Raw genomic sequence first — 24,540 nt, 5'->3', positions numbered from 1 at the left:
GGTTGAGTGGACCGATTCTATGCCTCGACCACTCCACTAGGGTAGGGATCGTGGCTGAGAGTACGCGATTAGTGGACCTCGTATCGGCGCGTATCGACCGGGCACTCGACGAGCAGCGTGAACGGCTCCTCGCGATCAGCCCCGACCTCGCGCCGTTCGACCGGTACGCACGAGACCTGTTGTCCGGCGGCAAGCGCTTCCGGGCACTGTTCTGCTACTGGGGATGGCAGTCGGTGGCGGGCCGTTCGGGCTCGTTCGACCCGCTGGCCGAAGGGTCCCGGCAGACCACGGCCGAGGCGGTCGTCACGGTCGCCGCCGCGCTCGAGGTCTTCCACGCCGCCGCCCTGGTGCACGACGACATCATGGACCGCTCGGACACCCGACGCGGGCGTCCGGCCGCGCACCGCCGCTTCGAGTCCCTGCACGAGGAGTCCGGCTTCGTCGGCGACCGCGGGCAGTACGGCACGAACTCCGCGCTGCTCCTCGGCGACCTGCTGCTCTCGCTGAGCGACTCGGTCTTCGACGAGGGCCTCGCGCTCCTCGACCCGGTGCGGGCCCGCATCGTCCGTCAGGAGTTCCACGCGATGCGCCTCGACGTCACGGCGGGTCAGTACCTCGACGTGCACGAGGAGACCGCCTGGCCGGTCATCGACGAGTCCGAGCACCTGCTCCGCGCCCAGCGCGTCATCGTCTTCAAGTCGGCGAAGTACTCGATCGAGGCCCCGCTGGTCATCGGTGCCCTCGTCGCCGGCGCGAGCGACTCCCAGCTCGAGGGCCTCCGCGCCTTCGGGCTCCCCCTCGGCGTGGCGTACCAGCTCCGCGACGACATGCTCGGGGTCTTCGGCGATCCCGAGGTCACCGGCAAGCCGGCCGGCGACGACCTGCGCGAGGGCAAGCGCACCGTCCTCATCGCCTCGGCGCGCAAGACGCTGGCGAACGGCCCACGGCAGCTCCTGGACGAGCTCCTCGGAGACCCCGACCTCGACGAGGAGCAGGTGCAGATGCTCCGCGCGACCCTGACCGAGTCGGGCGCCGTGGCCGCCGTGGAGCGGTCGATCGAGCGGCACGTCCAGCGCGCCAAGGCGGCGCTCGACGCCTCGCCGCTGACGCCGTCGGCGCGCGAGCAGCTCGCGTCGCTGGCCGACACGGTCAGCCGCCGGTCGTCCTAGACGCGAGGCCAGGACAGAAGGGAGGCCCGTGGCGACACCGCCACGGGCCTCCTGTCCGTCCGGATGGCGTCTAGAGCAGCGACTGGGCGACGCGACGCACCTCGGCCTTGCGGCCGGCGCGGAGCGCCGCGATCGGCGTCGTGCCCATCGCGTCGTCGACGGTGAGCATCCAGCGCACCGCCTCGTCGTCGGTGAAGCCGTTGTCGCCGAGCACGATCAGCGTGCCGCGGAGCTCGGGCATCGGCTCCCCGTCCTCGAGGAACTCGACCGGCACGCGCAGCACACCGCCGACGCGGGCTGCCAGCAGGGTCTTCTGCTCGAAGAGTCGGTGGATCCGTCCGGGGCTCGTGCTGAACATGTCCACCAGCTCGGGGACGGTCAGCCAGCGTTCGGAGAGGGACAGGTCGTCGGCGGGTGCGGCACTCACACGCCCATGGTGCCAGAGTGACCGCCGGAGTGAATCCGCCTCGTTCGTCACATTCGTCACATCCACCCCATCTGACTCTCTGGTTGACTTGGGAATCAGGCCATGCCAGCGTTGTGGCACCTGTGAGTGCGCGCACGCGTGCGCACGGCTCAGTCGAGATCAGGAGAAACCCGTGGACCACGCTGCAGACGAAGTCGCCCGGCGCGCACGATCCGCCCGGTTCGCCACCATGCCCATCGTCCTCGCGGGCACGATCGCCGTGACCGCCGGCCTGACCGGCCCCATCGCGCACGCCGAGCCGCGGCACGACGACGCCGACGCGAACCACAAGCGCCACGTCGACCAGGACCGCGCCGTGACCGACCGCCCGGTGTTCGGCACCGCCGTCGCCCGGCCGACGCAGACCGTCGTGCGGACGGTCGCCGCCACCACGAAGGCCCCCACCACTTACACCGTCCACCACGGCGACACGGTCTCGGGCATCGCAGCCCGCTTCGGCCTGTCGGCGCAGGAGGTCCTCGTGCGCAACGGCCTGGGCTGGAACACGATCATCCACCCCGGGCAGACGCTCCACCTGGCATCGACGCCCGCCGTCACCACCGCATCGGTGCGGACCTCCGGGTCGACCGGCGGCTCCGGCTCGGACACCTCGAGCTACCACGTGAAGCAGGGCGACACCGTCTCCGCCATCGCGTCCCGCGTCGGCGTGTCCACCACCGCGCTCCTCAGCGCGAACAAGCTGTCGCAGCGCAGCGTCATCTACCCCGGGCAGACGCTCCGGGTGCCGCACGGAACGTCATCGACGCCGTCGGTCTCCACCGCCTCGGCTCCGTCGACGAAGACGAGCGTGAAGATCAGCGCCGGAGACACCGTGGCCTCGATCGCCGCCGCGCACCACGTCTCCGTCAAGTCGCTCCTGTCGGCGAACGGGTTGTCGTACACGAGCACGATCTACGCCGGCAAGACGCTCGTGATCCCGTCGAACGCCACCGCCGCGCCAGCGGTCTCCGCGAGTGCGGCGGTCAGCGGTGCCGTCGGCCTGAGCGCCGAGCAGCGCCAGAACGCCGCGACCATCGTGGCCGTCGGTCGGTCGCTGGGCGTCCCGGACCGGGGCATCGTCGTGGCCCTCGCCGCCGCGATGCAGGAGTCGAGCCTCCGGAACCTGCCGCACGGCGACCGCGACTCGGTCGGTCTGTTCCAGCAGCGTCCGAGCCAGGGTTGGGGCAGCGCGCTGAAGCTGCAGGACCCGGCGCACGCCACCGCGCTGTTCTTCGGCGGGCGACACAACCCGAACGCCGGCAAGACCCGCGGCCTGCTCGACGTGCCCGGTTGGTCCTCGATGAGCATCACCGACGCGGCCCAGGCCGTGCAGCTCTCCGCCTACCCGAAGGCCTACGCCACCTGGGCGAGCGCCGCCCAGGGCTGGCTGGCGACGCTCTGAGCCTCATCCGGAAGATCGAGATTGGGTCACGGGCGGTGCGCCGGTGCGTCCGAGTGCGGTTCCGATTCGTAGAATGCCGCCGATGACCACCAACGCCGCCACGGATCCGATGATCGGTCGCATGATCGATCAGCGGTACCGCGTCCGCTCCCGCATCGCGCGCGGGGGCATGGCGACCGTCTACCTCGCGACCGACGTGCGCCTCGAGCGACGCGTCGCGATCAAGATCATGCACGGGCACCTGGCCGACGACCAGGCCTTCCGTGAGCGCTTCATCCAGGAGGCCCGGTCGGCGGCCCGGCTGTCGCACCCGAACCTGGTGGGCGTGTACGACCAGGGCGCCGAGGGCGAGATCGCCTACATCGTCATGGAGTACATCCCCGGCATCACGCTGCGGGACCTGCTGCAGGAGCACCACGCCCTGACGCCCGAGCAGGCGACCGACATCCTGCGCGCCGTGCTGGCCGGCCTCGCCTCGGCCCACCGCGCCGGGATCGTGCACCGCGACCTGAAGCCCGAGAACGTCCTGCTCGCCGACGACGGCCGCATCAAGCTCGGCGACTTCGGCCTGGCCCGGGCCACGACCGCGAACACGGCGACCGGCGCGGCCCTGCTCGGCACGATCGCCTACCTGTCCCCCGAGCTCGTGACCCGCGGCGCCGCCGACTCGCGCAGCGACATCTACGCGCTCGGCATCATGCTCTACGAGATGCTCACCGGCGAGCAGCCCTACAAGGGCGAGCAGCCGATGCAGATCGCCTACCAGCACGCCAACGACTCCGTGCCGGCACCGAGTGCCGCCGTGTCGGGGGTGCCGCCGGAGCTCGACGAGCTGGTCGCCTGGTCGACCGCACGCGACCCCGAGGACCGCCCCCGCGACGCGCGCGAGATGCTCGACCACATGGCGGGCAACCAGCAGCGTGCGACCGGCCAGTACCGCACCGCCGTGCTCCGCCCCGAGAACGGCACCGCGATCCTGCCCTCGGGTGGCGCCGGCACGCTCGGTGCCGCAGCGGCCGCAGGAGCCGCAGGTGCGGACGAGACCGCCATCATCGACCGGTCCGGCGACCGCGACACCGGCGACCGCGGTCGAGCACCCGCCCGTGCGCGCGGCAACGCCCCGGGCCCCCGTCGCACCGGGGCACAGCCGGGCGTGCTCTCCCCCGCCGGACAGCGGCTCGCCGACCAGTCGGCGAAGCGTCGGAAGCGCGGCTGGATCCTGCTGTCCGTGGTCGTCGTGCTCGCGCTGATCGGAGCCGGCTTCGGCTGGTACTTCGGCCCGGGGCCGGGTGGCAACGTGCGGATCCCGGAAGTCACGGGCAAGTCGGTCTCGCAGGCCCGGCAGCTGCTCGAAGCACAGGGCCTGCAGGCGGCGTCGAAGACCGGGACACGGTTCGACGCCGTCGTCGCGAAGGGGCAGGTCTCCACGACGAAGCCGGCCCCGAAGCGCGAGGTGCAGAAGGGCACGGCGGTGCAGATCGTCGTGTCGAACGGCCCCCGGATGATCCCGCTGCCGGCGATCGTCGGGCAGCCGCTCTCCACCGTGACGGCCGCACTCGACGACGACTTCGAGCTGCAGGACGACCGGTACGAGTTCTCCGCCGACGCCCCGAAGGACACCGTGGTCGCGGCGACCGGTCGCGCGTCCGGCGGCAAGCCGCTCGACCTCACGACGGTGAAGGCCTACGGCGAGACCGGGCAGGTCACGCTGACCGTCTCGCTCGGCCCCGTGCCCGATGTGGTCGGCAAGACGGTCGACGAGGCCGCCGCCGCACTCGACGACGTCGGACTGCTCCTCGGCGCCCGGACCGAGGAGTACAGCGAGACCGTGCCAGCGGGTCAGATCGTCTCCGCCGCCGTGCAGGGTTCCCCCGCCGTGCGCGGGTCGGCCGTGGACGTCGTCGTGTCGAAGGGTCCGACGCCGATCACCGTGCCCGAGGACGGCGTCGTCGGGGCGACGATCAACGAGGCGACGAAGACCCTCGAGGACCTCGGCCTCAAGGTCTCCGTGCCCGACTGCACGAACATCCTCTGCGGCTTCTACGACTGGAAGTCGAAGCTGCCGGTCACCGGCACCGACCCGGGGGCCGGCGCCACCGTCTACCGCGGCGACACGGTCACCCTGTCCTACGACCAGTAGGACGGCCGGGGCACGCGCGGCCAGGAACGTGCGGAGACGACGGACAGGAGGCCCGGTGCCAGCTGGCACCGGGCCTCCTGTCCGGGGGTTCCTGCGTTACGAGCGGTCGGGCTGGTGTGCGCCGAGTTCCTCGGCCACCAGGAAGGCGAGCTCGAGGGACTGCATGTGGTTCAGGCGCGGGTCGCACAGCGACTCGTAGCGGGTGGCGAGGGTGGCCTCGTCGATGTGCTCCGAGCCGCCGAGGCACTCGGTGACGTCGTCACCGGTGAGCTCGACGTGCATGCCACCCGGGTACGTGCCGACCTGGCGGTGCGCCTCGAAGAAGCCGAGGACCTCGTCCACGACGTCGTCGAACCGGCGGGTCTTGTAGCCCGTCGGTGTGGTCAGGCCGTTGCCGTGCATCGGGTCGGTGACCCACAGCGGGTTGGCGTCCATGCCCTTGATCGCCTCGAGCAGCTTGGGCAGCTCGTCACGGATCTTGCCCGCACCCATCCGCGTGATGAAGGTCAGGCGACCCGGCTCACGGTTCGGGTCGAGCTTGTCGACGAGCGCCTTCATGTCGTCCACGCTCGTCGTCGGGCCGAGCTTCACGCCGATCGGGTTGCGCACCCGCGACAGGAAGTCCACGTGGGCGCCGTCGAGGTCGCGCGTGCGCTCACCGATCCAGATGAAGTGACCGGAGGTGTCGTACGCCAGACCGGAGCGCGAGTCGATGCGGGTCATCGGGCGCTCGTAGTCCATCAGCAGCCCCTCGTGCGAGGCGTAGAACTCGACGTGCTTGAGCGCCTCGAAGTCGGCACCGCAGGCGTCCATGAAGCGGATCGCGCGGTCGATCTCCTTGGCGAGGTGCTCGTAGCGGGCGTTGGCGGGGTTCGAGGCGAAGCCCTTGTTCCACGAGTGCACCTGGCGCAGGTCGGCGAAGCCCCCCTGCGTGAAGGCCCGGACGAGGTTCAGCGTCGAAGCAGCCGTGTGGTACCCCTGCACCAGGCGGCGCGGGTCGGCCGTCCGGCTCTCCGGCGTGAAGTCGTAGCCGTTCACGATGTCGCCGCGGTAGGCGGGCAGCGTGACGTCGCCACGGGTCTCGAAGTCGCTCGAACGGGGCTTGGCGAACTGCCCGGCCATGCGTCCCATCTTGATGACGGGCATCGAGGCGCCGTAGGTCAGCACGACGGCCATCTGCAGGATCGTCTTGACCCGGTCGCGGATCGAGTCGGCGGTGGCACCGGCGAAGGTCTCGGCGCAGTCACCGCCCTGCAGCAGGAAGGCCCTGCCCTGGGCGGCGGCGGCGAGCCGCTCACGCAGCTTGTCGACCTCGCCCGCGAACACGAGCGGCGGGAGCGTGGCGATCTCGGCCGACGCGGCCTCGGCAGCGGCGGCGTCCGGCCAGGTCGGCTGCTGCTTGATCGGGAGCGTCCGCCAATAGTCGAGCCCCTCGATGACGTCCGGATCCTGCAGGGCGACGAAGTCGGTCGACTCGAACAAGGGCGTTACCTCGGTGTTCTGTGCGGGCGGCCCGACGACGCCACCGGCACCAGGCCGCGCGTCGTCGATGGGCGTCCTGGCGGGGTGCCGGGACCATCAGAGCCTAACGTGCAGGCGTCGACTTCCGTTCCCGCATGACGGCCTCGCGCGCGGAGCTCGCCCGCTCCTTCACGCTCGTGGCGTAGACGTCCACGTACTCCTGTCGGCTCAGGCCGGCGAGCTCGTGCATGACCTCGTCCGTGACGCTGCGCAGGATGAAGCGGTCGGTCTCGAACCCCTGGAACCGCGAGAAGTCGAGCGGCTTGCCGAACACGACCCCGACGCGCTTGATCTTCGGGAAGCGCTGACCGATCTGCTGCACCTCGCGCGTGCCGACCATGGCGACGGGGACGACGAGCACGCGCCCCTCGAGGATCATCCGGGCGATGCCGGTGCGCCCGCGGTAGAGCTTGCCGTCGGGGCTGCGGGTGCCCTCGGGGTAGATGCCGAGCTGTTCACCGCGCGCCAGGACCTGCAGGCCGGTGCGCAGCGATGCCTCGGACGCCTTGCCGCCGGAGCGGTCGATCGGCAGCTGGCCGATGGCGTTGAAGAACGTCTTCGTCGCCCAGCCCTTCAACCCGCGGCCGGTGAAGTAGTCGCTCTTCGCCAGGAACGACAGTCGACGGTCGAGCACCGCCGGCAGGATCACCGAGTCGATGAACGAGATGTGGTTCGACGCGAAGATGACCGGGCCCTTGGCGGGCACGTGCTCACGCCCGACGACCCACGGCCGGAACAGGGTGAGGATGAGCGGGCCGAGCACGAAGTTCTTCAGCAGCCAGTAGGTCATCGACGACTCCAGGTGATGAGAAGGTGGTGGCCCGGGTGGGTGGCCCGACCCTACGCCGTGCGGGCGTGGATGCGGGCGAGGTCGGCGGCACCGACGACGCCGGCGTCGTTGACGAGTTCGGCGATGACGAAGTCCGGCTCCGGGTGGTACCCGCGGGCCGGCAGGTTGTTGAGGTACGCCTGCTTGATCGGGTCGAGCAGCCGGTCCCCCGCGCTGGCGACGCCGCCGCCGAACACGAAGAGCTGCGGGTCGAGCACCGCGGACAGCGACGCGCACGCCTCGCCGAGGTGTCGACCGAGCCGACGGAGGGCCGCGAGGGCACCCGGGTCGTCGGCCAGGATCAGGTCGCCGACGATCTTGCCGTCGAGCTGGCCGCCGTTGTCGGCGCGGGCATCAGCCAGGGCCGAACCGATACCACCGGCGTCGGCGACATCGTTCGCCATGCGCTGCAGGGCACGACCCGAGCCGTACTGCTCGATGCAGCCGCGGGCACCGCAGCCACAGGGCAGCCCGTTCGGGACGATGCGCAGGTGGCCGATCTCGCCGCCGGTGCCGAAGCCCCCGCGGAACAGTCGGTCCTCGGTCACGATGGCCCCGCCGACGCCCGTGCCGATGGTGAGCATGGTCATGTCGGACACGAGTCGACCGGCGCCGAACCGGAACTCGGCCCAGCCGGCGGCGTTCGCGTCGTTGTCCACCGTGATGTGCAGGTCGCCGAGGCGCTGCTGCAGCTTCTGCCGGAGCGGTTCGTTCCGCCACCGGATGTTCGGCGTGTAGTAGACGATCGACTGCGAGGCGTCGATGAACCCGGGGGCGGCGACCCCCACGGCGCCGACCTGGTGGAGCGAGCTGAGTCGCTCGACCATCGAGACGACGTCGTCGAGCATGGCGTTCGGGTCCGCAGCGTTGGTGGCCACGCGGTCCTCGGCGACGATCTCGCCCAGTTCCGTCACGACCGCACCCGCGATCTTGGTGCCCCCGATGTCGATTCCGATGGCGTGCACGAGCAACGAGCCTACCGGTTCGCCGCGAAGTCACGGAACGCCCGGTGACGCGTCCTATGCTGGCGGTGTCGCCTCGGTGTTGAGGCGCACTCGAGTCGAACCGGCAGACAAGGGAGTCACCGTGAACGATCAGCGTCCTGCACGCAGCAGCGCCTCCACCGACACATCCACCGCTGGCAGTGCCGCCACCGGGAACCCACCGTCGGCCGGCAGGCACGCCACACCCGCCGGCGCCGGCGCCGGCGCCGGTCCGGCCACCGCGGCCGCACCGGCCTCACCGGCCACCCCGGCCGCACCGACCGCCCCTGCCCAGGACCACCCGGTCTCCGCGGCCCACGGCGGTCCCGTCGCCCCGGACCACGGCTCGGCGGCACGGCTCCTCGGTGACCGCGTCCGCCTGACGCCCGACCGTCCGATCCTGGCCCAGCGCCACGGCGACACCTGGACGACCTTCACCGCGGCGGAGACGCTCGCCCGGGTGCGCGGCATCGCCAAGGGCTTCGTCGCCGCCGGGCTCGAACCGGGCGCGCACGTCGCGATCCTGTCGCGGACGCGGCTCGAGTGGACCCTGGTCGACTTCGCCGTGTGGACAGCCGGCCTCGTGTCCGTGCCCGTGTACGAGACGAGCTCCCCCGACCAGGTGCGCTGGATCCTGTCCGACTCCGAGTCGGTCGCGATCGTCGTCGAGCAGGAGGAGCACGCGCGCCGCGTCGCCTCCATCGCGCCCGACCTGCCCTCCCTTGGCCAGCACTGGACGATCGACGGCGGAGGCCTCGACGACCTGACCCGGCTCGGCGAGGAAGTCACCGACGACGAACTCGACGCCCGGACCGCGAACGTGCACGGCCACGACGACGCCACGATCATCTACACCTCGGGCAGCACCGGCCGACCGAAGGGCTGCGTCCTGCGGCACGACAACTTCACCGCCACGGTCGAGGGCGCGAGCGAGGCGATGCCCGAGGTCGTCGCCGACGGCGCCTCGACCCTGCTGTTCATCCCGCTCGCCCACGTCTTCGCCCGGTTCATCGCCGCGATGTCGGTGTCCGCCGGCGTCCTCGTCGGCCACGAGCCGGACACCAAGGACCTGATGCGCGCGGTGTCGACCTTCAAGCCGACGTTCCTGCTCGCGGTCCCCCGGGTGTTCGAGAAGATCTACAACTCCGCCGAGCAGAAGGCCGACCTCGGTGGCAAGGGCAGGATCTTCCGCGCGGCGGCCGACACCGCGGTCGCCCACTCCGAGGCCCTCGCCGCCGGCAGGGTGCCGTTCCTGCTCGGGCTGAAGTTCAAGCTGTTCGACCGGCTCGTGTACGCCAAGCTCCGCGACGCCCTGGGCGGCCGGGTCGGGTACGCCGTCAGCGGTTCGGCACCCCTCTCCCCGCGGCTCTCGCACTTCTTCCGCTCGATCGGGGTGCTCATCCTCGAGGGCTACGGCCTGACCGAGACCACGGCACCCGCCACGGTCAACCGCGCCCGCGAACTCCGCATCGGGACCGTCGGCCGCGCGCTGCCCGGCATCGAGGTCCGGATCGCCGACGACGGCGAGATCCTGATCCGCGGCGTCGACGTCTTCGACCGGTACTGGCGGAACGACGAGGCGACCGAGCACGCCTTCGCCGACGGCTGGTTCCGCACCGGTGACCTCGGCCGGCTCGACGCCGACGGGGTCCTCACCGTCACCGGACGCGCCAAGGAGCTCATCGTCACCGCGAGCGGCAAGAACGTCGCCCCGGCACCGCTCGAGGACGGCATCCGCGAGCACCCGCTCATCGGCCAGGTCGTGGTCGTCGGCGAGGGCAAGCCGTTCGTCGCCGCGCTCGTGACGCTCGATCGCGAGATGCTGCCCGGCTGGTGCGAGTCCCGCGGGATCACCCCGGCACTGAGCGGGCACGAGGCCGCGTACGACGAGCGCGTGCTCTCCGCCGTCCAGGAGGCCATCGACGCCGCCAACGGCCGGGTCTCCCGCGCCGAGTCGGTCCGGTCGTTCACGATCCTCGACACGGACCTGACGGAGGCCTCCGGGCACCTCACGCCGAAGCTGACGATCAAGCGGTCGGTCATCCTGAAGGACTTCGCCGCCGACATCGACCACATCTACTCCGGGTCCAAGGTGCAGACGACGGCGACCCCGGTGATCGAGGGTCGGCGCCGCAACCGCGCGTAGCGCCCGTCGGGCGTACCGGGTCGATTCGGGCGTACCGGGTCGGTTCTTCTGACCAGGTACGCCCGATTCCGGTAGGTGAGCGCAGGTCGGAGACGCGACCGCCTGGAGGCCCGGCGCCGATCCGCCGGACTGGCGCCGGGCCTCCAGGCGGTTGCCGCGCGGTCGGCTGGCAGCTTTCGGGCGTACCGGGTCGTTTCGGGCGTAGCGGGTCGTTTCTTCTGACCAGCTACGCCCGATTCCGCCAGGTACACGCGGGGCCAACCCTTGACCGTCTAGCCACGCGCGTGCGGGGCCGATTCGGGCGTACCGGGTCGACTCGGGCGTACCGGGTCGATTCGGGCGTACCGGGTCGATTCGGGCGTACCGGGTCGGTTCTTCCGACCAGGTACGCCCGAATCCGCCAGGTACGCGCGGGTGTGCACGCAACAGCCTGGAGGCCCGGATCACGTCCGTCGGACGTGATCCGGGCCTCCAGGCCGTTCAGCGGGCGCCGGGGGCGCCTGCGGGGCTCAGGCCTCCTGCGACTGCTCCGTCGCGGGGGCGTCGAGGACGGCGGTCGAACCGGTCGTGACGGTGGTCTCGGCCGGTCGACGGTTGGTGCGGGTGCGGTGCGAGCTGAGCTCGTCGTTCTGACTGGTCATGCGGGAGTCCTGGGGGGATGGGATGGTCGTCGGTGGGAGGCCGACAGCAGCACGGTACCCCCTCGTCAGGACAAAGCGACAATCCCCCGTGGGGGTGTCACACCACTGTTCACAGCCGGCGAACGCGGGCCTGTGCGAGCACTCAGTGGAACCAGTCCTGCGCGCGGATGTCGCGCAGTGCCTGACGGCGGGTCTCGGGGTCGAGCGTCATCACGTAGACGGTGCCGTCGAGGTGGTCGCACTCGTGCTGGAGCGCCTCGGCCATCAGGCCCGTGCCCTCGAGGACGACCTCGTCGCCGTCGACGTCGACACCCCGCACCTTCGCGTACGGGGAGCGACGCGTCGGGTAGCCGAGCCCCGGGACGGAGAGGCACCCTTCTTCCATGAGCTCAGGCTCCCCGGACACCTCGACGATCTCGGGGTTGAGGACGTAGCCGACCTCGCCGTCCACGTTGTACGAGAACGCACGGAGTCCGACGCCGATCTGGGGCGCGGCCACTCCGGCACGCCCGGGTTCCTTGACGGTGTCGATGAGGTCCTGCACGAGGTCACGGACCCCGGCGCTCCCGAGCAGTTCGGGCCGGATCGGGTCGGCCGGCGAGCGGAGGACGGGGTCGCCGAACAGGCGGATGGGACGAACGGTCAAATTACTGCAGCACCACCAGGAGGTCGCCGGCGTCCACCTGCTGGGTCACCGGGATCGCGAGTCGGCCGACGGTGCCCGACACGGGCGCCGTGATGGCCGCTTCCATCTTCATCGCCTCGATGCTCGCCACCGGCGTACCGGCCTCGACGACGTCACCGACGGCGACCTTGAGCGTCACCACGCCGGAGAACGGCGCGGCCACGTGCTTGGGGTCGGACGCGTCGGCCTTCTCGGCCGCCTTCGTCTCGACCTCGACCGAACGGTCGCGGACGGCGACCGGGCGGAGCTGCCCGTTCATCGTCGCCATGACCGTGCGGATGCCCTTGGCGTCCACCTCGCCGATCGCCTCGAGCCCGACGAACAGGTCGACGCCCTTGCCGAGCGGGACGCTGTGCTCCTGTCCGGGGCGCAACCCGTACAGGTAGTCGACGGTCGGCACGACGGACAGGTCGCCGTACTGCTCCCGCACGCGCTGGAACTGCTGCGTCGGCTGCGGGAAGAGCAGGCGGTTGAGGGCCTGCTGGCGCACGGGTCCGGGGGTCTCGAGGTGCGCGCGTTCGTCCGCGGGCACGGGGGTGATCTCGAGTCGGACGTCACGACCGGCCAGGACCTTCGAGCGGAACGGCTCGGGCCAGCCGCCGGGCAGGTCGCCCAGTTCGCCGGCCATGAACCCGACCACGGAGTCCGGGATGTCGTACTTGTCGGGGTTCTGCTCGAAGTCGACCGGGTCGGCACCGACCGCGGCGAGCTGCAGCGCGAGGTCACCGACGACCTTCGACGACGGCGTGACCTTGGTCGGGCGCCCGAGGATCCGGTTCGCCTCGGCGTACCAGTCCTCGACCTGCTCGAAGCGGTCGCCGAGCCCGAGGGCGATCGCCTGCTGCCGGAGGTTCGACAGCTGACCGCCGGGGATCTCGTGCTTGTAGACACGCCCGGTCGGACCGGCGAGCCCGGACTCGAACGGGGCGTACACGCGACGGACCGATTCCCAGTACGGCTCGAGGTCACCGACGGCGTCGAGCGACAGACCGGTGTCGCGCTCGGTGTGGGCCAGTGCGGCGACCAGGGCGGACATGCTCGGCTGGCTGGTGGTGCCGGCCATGGGTGCTGCGGCCACGTCGACGGCGTCGGCCCCGGCGCGCGCAGCGGCGAGCAGCGTCGCGAGCTGGCCGCCGGCGGTGTCGTGGGTGTGCACGTGCACGGGCTGGTCGAAGCGCTCGCGCAGGGCGGTGACGAGCTTCTCGGCTGCACCGGCACGGAGGAGCCCCGCCATGTCCTTGATGCCGATGACGTGCGCGCCGGCCTCGACCATCTGCTCCGCCAGGCGGAGGTAGTAGTCGAGCGTGTAGAGGTCCTCGGCGGGGTCGAGGAGGTCGGCGGTGTAGCAGAGCGCCGCCTCGGCGACGGCCGTGCCGGTCGCGAGCACCGCCTCCAGGGCGGGACGCAGCTGGCTGACGTCGTTCAGCGCGTCGAACACGCGGAAGACGTCGACGCCGGACCGAGCCGCCTCGTCGACGAAGGCGTCGGTGACCTCGGTCGGGTACGGCGTGTACCCGACGGTGTTGCGGCCGCGCAGCAGCATCTGGATCGGGATGTTCGGCATCGCTTCGCGCAGCGAGGACAGGCGCTCCCAGGGGTCTTCACCGAGGAACCGGAGTGCCACGTCGTAGGTGGCGCCACCCCAGGCCTCGACGCTGAGCAGCTGCGGGGTGAGCCTTGCCACGTGCGGTGCGACGGCGACGAGGTCCTTCGTGCGGACCCGGGTCGCGAGGAGCGACTGGTGGGCGTCCCGCATCGTCGTCTCGGTCACCGCGAGGGCCGTCTGGGCGCGCAGTGCCTTCGACCACTCGGCCGGACCCATCGCCAGCAGGCGGTCGCGCTGCCCCTCGGGCACCGGGGTCGTCAGGTCGGTGGCCGGGAGCTTGTCGGCCGGGTCGGTGATCAGCGGCGACCGCTCACCGTTCGGCTTGTTCACCGTGACGTCGGCGAGCCAGGTGAGCACCTTCGTGCCGCGGTCCTTCGAGACGTGGCCGCCGAAGAGCTGCGGGCGTTCCTCGATGAACTTCGTCGAGACGTCGCCGCGGGCGAAGTCCGGGTCCTCGAGCACGGCCTGCAGGAAGGGGATGTTCGTGCTGACGCCGCGGATGCGGAACTCGGCGAGGGCACGCTTGGCCCGGGACACCGCCGCCGGGAAGTCCCGGCCGCGGCACGTCATCTTCGCGAGCATCGAGTCGAAGTGCGGGCTGATCTGCGCGCCGGTGGCGACCGTGCCGCCGTCGAGCCGGACGCCGGCACCGCCGGGGCTGCGGTAGGTGCTGATCCGGCCGGTGTCCGGACGGAAGCCCTGCGTCGGGTCCTCGGTCGTGATGCGGGTCTGCAGCGCGGCGCCGTGCACGGCGACGGTGTCCTGGGACAGACCGAGGTCGGCGAGGGTCTCCCCCGCCGCGATGCGCATCTGCGACTGCACCAGGTCGACGTCGGTGACCTCTTCGGTGACCGTGTGCTCGACCTGGATGCGCGGGTTCATCTCGATGAAGACGTGCTGCCCCTCGCGCTCGCCCTCGGTGTCGAGCAGGAACTCCACGGTGCCGGCGTTGACGTACCCGATCGACCGGGCGAAGGCCACGGCGTCGCGGTGGAGTGCCTGCGCGATCGCGGGGTCGAGGTTCGGCGCCGGCGCGATCTCGACGACCTTCTGGTTGCGCCGCTGCACCGAGCAGTCCCGCTCGAACAGGTGGATCGTGCCCGCGTCGGTGCCGGTCGCGTCGGCGAGGATCTGCACCTCGATGTGGCGCGGACGGATGACGGCCTGCTCGAGGAACATCGTCGGGTCGCCGAACGCACTGTCGGCCTCGCGCATCGCTGCTTCGAGGGCGTCGCGCAGCTCGGGCTTCGTCTCCACCCGGCGCATGCCACGGCCACCACCACCGGCGACGGCCTTGGCGAAGACCGGGAACCCGATCGCGTCGGCGCCGGCGATCAGTTCGTCGATGTCGCGGCTCGCCGGGGTGCTCGCGAGGACCGGGACGCCGGCCGCGATCGCGTGCTCCTTCGCGGTCACCTTGTTGCCGGCCATCTCGAGCACGTGCTCGCCCGGACCGATGAAGGTGATGCCGTTCGCGGCTGCTGCCGCGGCGAGCTCGGGGTTCTCGGACAGGAACCCGTACCCCGGGTAGATCGCGTCGGCCCCCGACTCGCGGGCGACGCGGATGATCTCGGAGACGTCCAGGTACGCCCGGACCGGGTGGCCCCGCTCCCCGATCAGGTAGGCCTCGTCGGCCTTGAGGCGGTGCAGGGAGTTCCGGTCTTCGTACGGGTAGACGGCCACCGTACGGGCCCCCAACTCGTAGGCGGCACGGAACGCGCGGATGGCGATCTCGCCACGGTTCGCAACGAGGATCTTCGTGAACACGACGTCCCTTTCAGCCCGGGTTGAGGTGAGACAACCCTAGTGGCGGTAACGTTGCTCAACGTGCATGTACTCAGCGTGAGCTCCCTCAAGGGTGGTGTCGGCAAGACGACGGTGACGCTCGGCCTGACCTCGGCCGCGTTCGCCAAGGGACTGCGCACGCTGGTGGTGGATCTGGACCCGCAGTCTGACGTCTCCACGGGCCTCGACATCAACCTCGCCGGCCACCTCAACGTTGCCGACGTCCTCGAGAACCCGAAGGAGAAGATCGTCCGTCAGGCGATCGCCCCCTCGGGCTGGACGAAGGGGTCGCAGGGCAAGATCGACGTCATGGTCGGTTCGCCCTCCGCCATCAACTTCGACGGGCCGCACCCGTCGATCCGCGACATCTGGAAGCTCGAAGAGGCCCTGGCCAACGTCGAGCAGGACTACGAACTCGTCCTCATCGACTGCGCGCCGTCACTGAACGCCCTGACGCGCACCGCGTGGGCCGCGTCCGACCGCGTCACCGTCGTCACCGAGCCCGGCCTGTTCTCCGTCGCCGCCGCCGACCGTGCGCTGCGCGCCATCGAGGAGATCCGCCGCGGACTCTCCCCGCGCCTGCAGCCCCTCGGCATCATCGTGAACCGTGCCCGGGTGCAGTCCCTCGAGCACCAGTTCCGCATCAAGGAACTCCGCGACATGTTCGGCCCGCTCGTGCTCTCCCCGCAGCTACCGGAGCGCACGTCGCTGCAGCAGGCGCAGGGTGCCGCGAAGCCGCTGCACGTCTGGCCCGGCGAGTCCGCGCAGGAGATGGCGAAGAACTTCGACCAGCTGCTCGAGCGCATCATGCGCACCGGCAAGATCGGTCCGTACGCCGAGGGTGGCGCCGCGTAGGTCGGTGCTCGTGCGGTCGCGGTCGCGGTCGCGTGACATGCCGCTCACGTCCGCCGAGTGGTCACCAACTGTCGGCAGGCGACGTCGTAGCCGACAGTTGGCGACCACTCGCGCCACACGCACGACGGTTCGTGACCACGCGCAGACCGCCGGGAGGTCCGCCCCGGCCCCGGTGGACACGCCCGGCCGCGGCACTCCGAGCGGTCACAACACACCGCTCACGTTCGCCGAGTGGTCACCAACTGTCGGCAGGCGACGTCGTAGCCGACAGTTGGCGACCACTCGACGACACACGCACGACGGTTCGTGACCACGCGCAGACTGCCGGGAGGTCCGCCCCGGCCCCCGGTGGACACGCCCGGCCTCGGCTCGCCGCGCGGTCACAACACACCGCTCACGTCCGCCGAGCGGTCACCAACTGTCGGCTGGCAGCGTCGCAGGCGACAGTTCGTGACCACTCGGCGAGGCACACACGACGGTTCGTGACCACTCGGCGACTCACGGGAGGCCCGCCCCGGCCCCGGTAGACACGCCCGGCCCCGGCTCGCCGCGCGGTCACAACACACCGCTCACGTCCGCCGAGCGGTCACCAACTGTCGGCCGGCAGCGTCGCAGCCGACAGTTCGTGACCACTCGGCGAGGCACACACGACGGTTCGTGACCACTCGGCGACTCACGGGAGGCACGCCCCGGTCGCGGCAGACACGCCCGGCCCCGGCTCGCCGCGCGGTCACAACACACCGCTCACGTCCCCCGAGCGGTCACCAACTGTCAGTTGGGAGCGCCGCAGGCGACGGTTCGTGACCACTCGGCGACGCGCACACGGCGGTTCGCGACCGCTGGACCCGAACCCGAACGCGAAAGGTCAGGAAGCGCGGGAAGCACGACGAGCGGCGAGCTCGTCCGAGGGGTCGGCCGCCGCGGTGGCGTCGAGCTCGACCAGGGAGCTCTCGACCTCGCGCAGGACCTTGCCGACCGCGATGCCGAAGACACCCTGGCCGCGTGACACGAGGTCGATGACCTCGTCGTCGGAGGTGCAGAGGTACACCGAGGCGCCGTCGGACATCAGCGTGGTCTGCGCCAGGTCGGAGACGCCGGACTCACGGAGCTGGTTGACCGCGGTGCGGATCTGCTGCAGTGAGATGCCGGTGTCGAGCAGCCGCTTCACGAGCTTCAGCACGAGGATGTCGCGGAACCCGTACAGGCGCTGCGACCCGGAGCCGGCGGCCCCGCGGATCGTCGGCTGCACGAGCTCGGTGCGGGCCCAGTAGTCGAGCTGTCGGTACGAGATGCCGGCTGCCCGTGCAGCGACGGTGCCGCGGTAGCCGTTCTGTTCGTCGTGCTCGGGCAGACCATCGGTGAAGAGCAGCCCGAGGTCGTACCGGGTCACATCAGACTCGGTGCCAGGGGTGTCGTTCCCACTCATGAGCTTGCCTTCCACGACGATCGAGCTCCCACCCGAAGCTTCAACGACGGGTTGAGAGTTGTTCCGAGGTCCACGGTAGCGACTCCGACCGCTCCCGCGCGGGACATCCGACCCGGCGCGTCCGGCGTGTCGAGGATACGCCTCGGCCACTGACACACAAGCCCTGTCGAAGCACCGGACGGCGTCATGCGTCGAGACGACCGATGGCCTGGCGGATGAGGTTCGACCGGATGATCTCGAGGTGCCCGGCGATCTCGCGCGCGAGCTCGGTGGCCTTGGCCCGCGAGGTGGCGTCGCCCCGGCGGGAGACCGGCATGAGGGCGGACTCGATGAGACCGACCTCGCGCTCGGCAGTGCTGCGCAACGTGCGGAGGTGTCGCGGCTCGATACCCGTGCGCTGCAGTTCGACCAGGGCCTTCAACACGGAGACGCCGTCGTCGCCGTAGGTGTCGGTGGCCGGCAGCAGCGAAGCCGAGACCGCGTCGGCGAGGAGCATCGGTGAGGCACCGGCGGCCCGGACCGTCTCGTCACGGGTGTACCGACGCTCGCGTCCGAGGATCGACGGCTTCGGCGCGTCGCCTCCGCCGGGCAGGACGGGCTCGCGGCCGGCATCGAGGTCGGCGAGGTACTCCTTGATGACCTTGAGCGGCAGGTAGTGGTCGCGCTGCAGTCCGAGGATCACCCGGAGCCGCTCGAGGTCGGCAGCGGAGAACTTGCGGTACCCACTGGCCGTGCGGATCGGGGTGACGAGCTCGCGCTCTTCGAGGAACCGCAGCTTGGAGCTCGACAGGTCCGGGAACTCGGGCTTGAGGCGAGCGAGGACCTGCCCGATGGTGAGCAGGTCCGGCGCCGCGGACCCCGCCCGGGCCGCAGCGGACCGTGCGGCCACTACGCGTTCGCCAGGCGCGCCAGGTCGACCCGAGATGCGTAGAAGGTCAGGCGGAACTTGCCGACCTGGACCTCGGCCCCGTCGGTGAGCAGCGCTTCGTCGATGCGGACACCGTCGAAGTACGTGCCGTTCAGGGAGCCGTTGTCCTTGACGCTGAAGCTCGTGCCGTGGCGCAGGAACTGCGCGTGCTTGCGCGACACGGTGACGTCGTCGAGGAAGATGTCGGCGTCGGGGTGTCGACCGGCCGTCGTGACGTCGGAGTCGAGGAGGAACCGCGCACCCACGTTGGGGCCACGACGGACCACGAGCAACGCCGACCCGGAGGGCAGGGCGTTGACGGCTTCACGTTCTTCGGTCGAGACACCGGACTCGGCGGTGAGCGCCGCGCCCATGTCCATGCTGAAGGTCAGCGTGGTGTCGACCAGCCGCTGCTCCGGGGTCTTCTGACCGCCCGGCTGCGGGACCACTGGATCTGGCATCGGTGGACCTCCTCCTCTTGGCCCACCAGCGTATCGGAAACGAAGGCCCGAGCGGCAGCCCCGATCTGGGACTGTGGAGGGACTTCCGCGATCCGCGAACGCACGAGCCGCGTCAGCGTCCCGTGAGACCCGAAGTCATCGACTCGTGCGACCCGGCGTCACCGGCCCCGTGCGAGCAACCAGAGCAGGTACGGCGCCCCCACGACGCCCGTCACGACCCCCACCGGCAGCGCGTTGCCGGGGATCGCGAACTGGGCGAGCAGGTCGCTGCCGAGCGTGATCGCGGCACCGACGGCTGCGGCCGGCGCGAGTGCGACCCGTCCACCGCCGACCAGGCGTCTGGCGATCGGCGCGGCCATCAGCGCCACGAACGAGACCGGCCCCGCCGTGGCGACGGCTGCGGCGGTCAGGCACACGGCGGTGAGGAGCAGGAGCACCTTCGCCCGGTCCGGCCGGAGTCCGAGTGCGGCGGCGACCTCGTCCCCGAGGCTCAGCACCTGGAGGCGTGCGGACTGCAGCAGTGCGAGCACGCCGAGCACGACGAACGCGATGGCGAGCACCCCGACCAGGTCGCGATCGACGGCGTTCAGGCTGCCCGAGAGCCAGAGCAGCGCGGTGCCGGCCTGGGTGACGGTGCCGCTCGTGAGCATCCAGCCGGTGATGCTCAGGCAGATCGCCGCGACACCGATGCCGACGAGGACGACCCGGTTGCCGGTGATCCCCCGTCGCCAGGCGAGCCCGGCGATGACGATCGAGACCACCACCGCGCCGACGAGCACGACCGTGAAGAGCGTTCCACCGCTGGCACCGAACAGCACGATGGCGGTGAGTCCGGCGGCACTGGCCCCCGAGGTGATCCCGATGACGTCGGGACTCGCGATCGGGTTCCGCACGACGCTCTGCACGATCGCGCCCGCGATGCCGAGACTCGCGCCGACGAGGACGGCACCGAGCACCCGCGGCCCGCGGAGCTGCCCGATCACGAAGTCCGAGATCCGGTCCCCCTGGCCGAACAGGGCGGCGAGCACCTGGCCCGGCGTGAGCGGGATCGAACCGGCGCCGAGCCCGACCAGGACGAGCACCAAGACGACCACGACCACGGCGACGAGCACCGCGACCTCACGACGAAGCCCCGAGCGCAGCCCGACGGAACCGAACAGCCGCCTCACAGTCCCCGCACCACCCTCGACCGCACGAGCGCGATGAACACCGGCGCCCCGATAAGCGCCGTGACGATGCCGACCTGCAGCTCCCCCGGGTACGCCACGACTCGGCCGATGACGTCGGCGACGAGCAGCAGTGCGGGGGCGACGATCGCCGACAGCAGGATGGTCCAGCGGTGGTCGGGGCCGCTCAGCCGGCGGACGGCGTGCGGCACGGCGAGCCCGACGAAGGCGATCGGCCCGGCGGCGGCCACCGCGGACCCGGCCAGCAGCACCGCGACCAGACCGCCGACGGCGCGGACGAGCACGACCCGCTGCCCGAGCGACGCCGCGAGTTCGTCCCCGAGCGCGAGGGTGTTGAGCGACCGACCGAGGCCGAACGCGATCGCCAGCCCGACGAGCACCGGCGCCGTGATGATCCCCGCCGTGCCGAGGTCCTTGCCCGCGAGGGCACCGACCTGCCAGAACCGCAGCTGGTCGAGCAGGCTCTGGTCGGTCACGAGGACCGCGGTGGTGACCGACGACAGCGCTGCGGCGACCACGGCTCCGGCGAGCGCGAGTCCGACGGGTGAGAGGCCGCGACGGGCGACGGTCGCGATCCCGTACACGAGCAGTGCGGCGAGGGCGGCCCCGACGAACGCGAAGGGCAGGTAGGCCGCCGTGCCGCTCACGCCGAAGAGCGCGATCCCGGCCACGACGGCCAGGGTCGCTCCGGAGTTGATGCCGAGGACGCTCGGGTCGGCGAGCGGGTTGCGCGTCACGCCCTGCATGACCGCCCCGGCCACCCCGAGCGCGGCCCCGGCGAGCAGTCCGACGACGGTGCGGGGCACGCGGTTGCCGAGCACGATGAGCCCGACCTCGTCGCTCCGACCGGGGTGCATCACCGTGTCGAGGACGGTGCCGAGCGGGATCGGCCGCGAGCCGTACGCGATCGACAGCGCACACGCCACGGCGAGGACGACGACCGCCAGCACGGTCGCACCGACGAGTCGGGGGACGGAGCTGGGAGCCGGGGGCGTGGACGTCGACGGAGGCATGGAAGTAAGGCCACCCTAACGCGGGAGCCCCACTCGGCGTCCCCCGAGCAAGCCCGGAGCATGCGCAGGGTTCGTTCATAGGCTCGTCATGGGGAAGCGCTCTGTACTGGTCTCCATCGACGCCCGACCGGGTTGTCGAGGGACGACCGGAGAGCACCGATGAACGAGACCCCGAACCCCGCAGCCGCCGACCACGACGAGAACGGCACCCCCGCCGCGCAGCAGCAGGCTCCCGGGATGCACTGGGAGGCGCCGCACGCCGACCCGGCCTCCCTGCGCCCGGCGTACGCGTTCGACGGCTCCGGTCCCTACCTCTACGGCCCCGACGGCTCCGGCCCCTACGCCTACACGCCGGACGGCCGCGGCCCCTACCTGATCGGCAGCCCGGCCCTCGCCGGCGCGAACCACGCCTGGGCGTACTCGGCGGCGACCGCGAACCACCCCGGTACGACGAAGCGACCGCGTCGGCTCGGGCTGGTGATCGGCTCCGGCATCGCCGCGCTCGCCATCGTCGGTGCGGCCGGTGGTACCGCCCTCGGCCTGTCCTCGCAGGGGACGACCACGACGTCGAGCCAGTCGCAGGGCACCACCACGCTGCCCGGCACCGGATCCGGCACCGACGGCACCGGCGGCACGGGCAGCAACGACGGCACGAACGGCTTCACGGTGCCCGGCGACGGCACCGGGAGCGGCAGCGACACCGGCACCGGCACCGGCACCGGCACGACCCAGTCCCCCGCCACGGCGGCGACGGCCGCCGACAAGAAGGGCGTCGTGACCATCAACACCGTCCTGAACTACGACGAGTCGTCGCAGGCGGCCGGCACCGGCATGGTCCTGACCTCCGACGGCACGATCCTGACGAACAACCACGTGATCCAGGGTGCGACGAGCATCACCGTCACCGACGAGACCACCGGCAAGGAGTACAAGGCCGACGTGGTCGGGGCGGACGCCACCAACGACGTCGCCGTCCTGAAGCTCGAGAACGCCTCCGGGCTGTCCACGGTCACGCTCGACGACGACGGCGAGCCGAGCACCGGCGACACCGTCAAGGACGTCGGCAACGCCGAGGGCACCGGCAACCTCGTCGCCGCCGAGGGCACCGTCACCGCGACCGACCAGGACATCCAGGTGCAGAGCGAGTCCGGCACCGGCACCGAGTCCCTGACCGGCCTGATCGAGATCTCGGCGGACATCGTCTCCGGTGACTCCGGCGGGCCGGTGCTGGACAGCGAGGGCGAGGTCGTCGGCATGGCCACGGCAGCGTCCTCGGGCACGGCCGACGTCACCGGCTACGCCATCCCGATCACCACCGCGAAGACGATCGCCGAGAAGATCCTCGCCGGGGAGTCGTCGGGCACGATCACCATCGGGCTGCCCGCGTTCCTCGGGGTCCAGGTCAGCAACACCACCGGCACCACGGGCGGCGTCGCCGTCGCCGGCACGGTCGAGGGCTCCGGCGCCGCGAGCGCCGGCCTGACCGCCGGCGACACCATCACGAGCATCGACGGCACCGCCGTGACGAGCTCGGACCAACTGACCAAGGTCGTCCAGTCGCACTCGGTGGGCGACAAGGTGAGTGTCCGCTACACCGACAGCACCGGCGCCGCGAAGACGGTCACGATCACCCTGACCGCCGGCCCCGCCGCGTAGCGGGAGAACCCAGGCGCGCTCAGCCCAGCAGCGCCCGCACCACCGACCGGTAGACGTTGGCCGGGGAGTCCGTCCGGAAGGCGGTCTCCCCGGCCTTCGTCGTGCCCACCCGCGCGAAACCGCGTCCCTCGGCCCGCACGATCGTGATCGGCTTCGGCTTGCCCGGTCGACGCAGGTACGAGACGGTCCACGGCGCAGCCCAGAACCGCGCGAGGCGCGGGTCCGCCTCGGCGAGGGCCTCCGGCAGGTCCGGTGCGTCCGGACCGCCGGCCAGCTTGCGGCCGAGCAGGTGCCCTGGGAGCGACCCCGTGCGGAACGGGAAGGTCCACGTCGGACCGATGCCGAGCCTCCCGGCCATCAGCGCGACGGCCCGGTCGGGCGTGACGGACGCGACCACGGCGCCCGCCGCGTCGGTCCCGTCGACGACGGTCTGCGACCAGGCCTGGAGGCGCGACTCGCCACCGTCGGGCAGGTGCTGTTCCAGCGTGACCGGCTGGGCATCGCCCTGCCAGGGTTCGAGCAGGGTCTGGGTCGACTCCGGCAGCGTGCCGAGCCGGCCGACGAGGCCCGCCTCGATGAGTTCGCGGCCCGCCGAGGTGCGGAGGAGCGTGGGGTTCCACCGGCGTCCGGCGAGGCTCTGCAGGGTGCCGATCGCGTCCGTGCTGAGCCGGGGGCCCTCGAGCGGTGTCGTCGGGCCGGGGGCCGGCAGAGGCTCGAGGTCGCGCTCGGGGCGGACCGGGACCGTCTCGGTGGCGCGGACGCTCTCGAGGACGGCGAGCACGAGGTCGTCGGTCTCGAGCAGCCGGGCGAGCGGGCGTTCGATCGTCAGGTCGACGCGGTGCCGGCCGGTGACGAAGAGCAGGTGGGTGCCGGCGACGTCGCCGTGTTCGTCGGGCCGGACGTACTCGACCAGCCGGGCCGGGGCGCCGGCGGTGGTCCACGGGTCGCAGCCGACGAGCAGCAGGCCCTCGACCGAGCCGGGCAGCCGCGCGAGCAGGCCGGTGTTCTCGTCGCCGATCGCGCGGTCGCTGGGTCGGGATCGAACGGTGAGGACGACGTCGTCGCCGGTGACGCGCAGGTCCGCCTGGGCTGTGTCCTCGCGGCGCCAGGAGTCCGGGCGGCGGAGGGTGAGGCGGGCGGTGCGGTCCTCGGTGCCGAGCGGGACGGGGACTGCCATGGGATGAGCGTATGTCGGGAGCGGGGCGTGGGAGCGTGCGGCTCGCCGGGGTGGCTCGGGTGGGCTCGCACCGTGCGAGGTGCTGAGCGAGTGGTGCGAGGTGCTGGGCTCGCACCGTGCGAGATGCTGGGCGAGTGGTGCGAGGTTCCGTCTTCCGTGCGACCCACGAGCGGTCGCACGGAAGACGGAACCTCGCACCAGACGCGCCGAGCGCATCAGCGCCGAGCAGCCCGCGCGGGCGGGGGCGGCGGGACGGGCTTCGCGGCGACGACGTCGGCGAGCCGGACCTCGACCGGGCCGCGGCGGGTCGCGATCGTCACGGCGGCGGGCGTCCGGGCGACCAGGTCGCCGAGGGCGTCCTGCGCGCCGTCACCGTGGTGCGCCCGGACCACCAGGCGGTCCCCGATCGCGGCGTCGTGCAGCACCCCGAGCGCACGGGCCCGGGCGATCGCCGCCTGTTCGTCCGCATGCACCGCCCCAGGGTA

20 protein-coding genes are annotated in these 24,540 nt (G+C 71.5%); 6 read left to right on the top strand and 14 right to left on the bottom strand.

Going from position 1 to position 24,540, the window contains the following annotated elements:
• The first annotated feature begins 71 nt into the window (after positions 1–71).
• Entirely contained in the window at positions 72–1,169 is a 1,098-nt protein-coding gene (locus HQQ79_RS07070; RefSeq protein WP_231495653.1) for a polyprenyl synthetase family protein, read from the top strand.
• 70 nt (positions 1,170–1,239) lie between these two features.
• On the opposite strand, the gene HQQ79_RS07065 is transcribed toward HQQ79_RS07070, so the two are convergent.
• Positions 1,240–1,596, bottom strand: coding sequence for an Rv2175c family DNA-binding protein (locus HQQ79_RS07065; protein WP_173033316.1), 357 nt, complete (start codon positions 1,594–1,596; stop codon positions 1,240–1,242).
• A gap of 172 nt (positions 1,597–1,768) precedes the next feature.
• Here HQQ79_RS07065 and HQQ79_RS07060 point away from each other — a divergent pair, with 172 nt between their 5' ends.
• Complete coding sequence (locus tag HQQ79_RS07060) at positions 1,769–3,037, top strand: LysM peptidoglycan-binding domain-containing protein (RefSeq protein WP_367948070.1); 1,269 nt, start codon at positions 1,769–1,771, stop codon at positions 3,035–3,037.
• Positions 3,038–3,119: 82 nt separating this feature from the next.
• Entirely contained in the window at positions 3,120–5,177 is a 2,058-nt protein-coding gene (pknB, locus tag HQQ79_RS07055; protein WP_173033314.1) for a Stk1 family PASTA domain-containing Ser/Thr kinase, read from the top strand.
• Between the two features lie 96 nt (positions 5,178–5,273).
• On the opposite strand, the gene HQQ79_RS07050 is transcribed toward pknB, so the two are convergent.
• The 3 genes from HQQ79_RS07050 to HQQ79_RS07040 all read right to left on the bottom strand — a co-directional run bounded on the left by HQQ79_RS07050 (position 5,274) and on the right by HQQ79_RS07040 (position 8,492).
• Complete coding sequence (locus HQQ79_RS07050) at positions 5,274–6,659, bottom strand: class II 3-deoxy-7-phosphoheptulonate synthase (RefSeq protein ID WP_173033312.1); 1,386 nt, start codon at positions 6,657–6,659, stop codon at positions 5,274–5,276.
• A gap of 103 nt (positions 6,660–6,762) precedes the next feature.
• A complete protein-coding gene (locus HQQ79_RS07045) occupies positions 6,763–7,488 on the bottom strand; it encodes a 1-acyl-sn-glycerol-3-phosphate acyltransferase (RefSeq protein WP_027465236.1) in 726 nt (241 codons plus the stop codon).
• A 50-nt stretch (positions 7,489–7,538) separates the two neighbouring features.
• Complete coding sequence (locus HQQ79_RS07040; RefSeq protein ID WP_017886608.1) at positions 7,539–8,492, bottom strand: ROK family glucokinase; 954 nt, start codon at positions 8,490–8,492, stop codon at positions 7,539–7,541.
• Between the two features lie 121 nt (positions 8,493–8,613).
• Between HQQ79_RS07040 and HQQ79_RS07035 the strand changes: the two genes are divergently transcribed.
• A complete protein-coding gene (locus tag HQQ79_RS07035) occupies positions 8,614–10,656 on the top strand; it encodes a long-chain fatty acid--CoA ligase (protein ID WP_173033309.1) in 2,043 nt (680 codons plus the stop codon).
• 509 nt (positions 10,657–11,165) lie between these two features.
• Here HQQ79_RS07035 and HQQ79_RS18910 read toward each other — a convergent pair.
• The 3 genes from HQQ79_RS18910 to HQQ79_RS07025 form a co-directional block, all read right to left on the bottom strand.
• Positions 11,166–11,297: a hypothetical protein gene (locus tag HQQ79_RS18910; protein ID WP_258366694.1), complete on the bottom strand. Its 132-nt coding sequence runs from the start codon at positions 11,295–11,297 to the stop codon at positions 11,166–11,168.
• A 142-nt stretch (positions 11,298–11,439) separates the two neighbouring features.
• The gene (locus HQQ79_RS07030; RefSeq protein WP_173033307.1) at positions 11,440–11,943 is read right to left on the bottom strand and encodes a peptide deformylase; all 504 of its coding nucleotides are present in this window, start codon (positions 11,941–11,943) and stop codon (positions 11,440–11,442) included.
• Position 11,944: 1 nt separating this feature from the next.
• A complete protein-coding gene (locus HQQ79_RS07025) occupies positions 11,945–15,355 on the bottom strand; it encodes a pyruvate carboxylase (RefSeq protein ID WP_173033305.1) in 3,411 nt (1,136 codons plus the stop codon).
• Between the two features lie 60 nt (positions 15,356–15,415).
• Between HQQ79_RS07025 and HQQ79_RS07020 the strand changes: the two genes are divergently transcribed.
• Positions 15,416–16,228, top strand: a complete 813-nt coding sequence (locus tag HQQ79_RS07020; protein ID WP_027465232.1) for a ParA family protein — start codon at positions 15,416–15,418, stop codon at positions 16,226–16,228.
• An 865-nt stretch (positions 16,229–17,093) separates the two neighbouring features.
• Here the strand turns inward: HQQ79_RS07020 and HQQ79_RS07015 are convergent.
• From HQQ79_RS07015 to HQQ79_RS06995, 5 genes are all read right to left on the bottom strand, one after another.
• A complete protein-coding gene (locus HQQ79_RS07015) occupies positions 17,094–17,654 on the bottom strand; it encodes a MerR family transcriptional regulator (RefSeq protein WP_027465231.1) in 561 nt (186 codons plus the stop codon).
• Between the two features lie 184 nt (positions 17,655–17,838).
• A complete protein-coding gene (locus HQQ79_RS07010) occupies positions 17,839–18,543 on the bottom strand; it encodes a MerR family transcriptional regulator (protein WP_027465230.1) in 705 nt (234 codons plus the stop codon).
• Positions 18,543–19,022 carry an FHA domain-containing protein gene (locus HQQ79_RS07005; RefSeq protein ID WP_051596676.1) on the bottom strand — a complete coding sequence of 160 codons (480 nt, stop codon included), beginning with the start codon at positions 19,020–19,022 and terminating at the stop codon, positions 18,543–18,545. The genes HQQ79_RS07010 and HQQ79_RS07005 overlap by 1 nt, the downstream gene beginning before the upstream one ends.
• A gap of 158 nt (positions 19,023–19,180) precedes the next feature.
• The gene (locus HQQ79_RS07000; RefSeq protein WP_173033303.1) at positions 19,181–20,191 is read right to left on the bottom strand and encodes an iron chelate uptake ABC transporter family permease subunit; all 1,011 of its coding nucleotides are present in this window, start codon (positions 20,189–20,191) and stop codon (positions 19,181–19,183) included.
• Positions 20,188–21,222, bottom strand: coding sequence for an iron ABC transporter permease (locus HQQ79_RS06995; RefSeq protein ID WP_027465227.1), 1,035 nt, complete (start codon positions 21,220–21,222; stop codon positions 20,188–20,190). Before HQQ79_RS06995 ends, HQQ79_RS07000 begins: the two co-directional genes overlap by 4 nt.
• 159 nt (positions 21,223–21,381) lie before the next feature.
• On the opposite strand from HQQ79_RS06995, the gene HQQ79_RS06990 reads away from it, so the two are divergent.
• Positions 21,382–22,878 (top strand): trypsin-like peptidase domain-containing protein, encoded by a 1,497-nt coding sequence (locus HQQ79_RS06990; protein ID WP_254066175.1) that lies wholly within the window; start codon positions 21,382–21,384, stop codon positions 22,876–22,878.
• A gap of 19 nt (positions 22,879–22,897) precedes the next feature.
• Here the strand turns inward: HQQ79_RS06990 and HQQ79_RS06985 are convergent, their stop codons facing one another.
• Positions 22,898–24,055, bottom strand: coding sequence for a hypothetical protein (locus HQQ79_RS06985; protein ID WP_173033301.1), 1,158 nt, complete (start codon positions 24,053–24,055; stop codon positions 22,898–22,900).
• Between the two features lie 215 nt (positions 24,056–24,270).
• Positions 24,271–24,528, bottom strand: a complete 258-nt coding sequence (locus HQQ79_RS06980; protein WP_367948069.1) for a hypothetical protein — start codon at positions 24,526–24,528, stop codon at positions 24,271–24,273.
• Between the last annotated feature and the right edge of the window lie 12 nt (positions 24,529–24,540).

Source organism: Curtobacterium sp. VKM Ac-2852 (assembly GCF_013205045.1).
Classification (GTDB): Bacteria; Actinomycetota; Actinomycetes; order Actinomycetales; family Microbacteriaceae; genus Curtobacterium; species Curtobacterium flaccumfaciens.
This window is presented reverse-complemented; position numbering and strand designations above follow the sequence as displayed.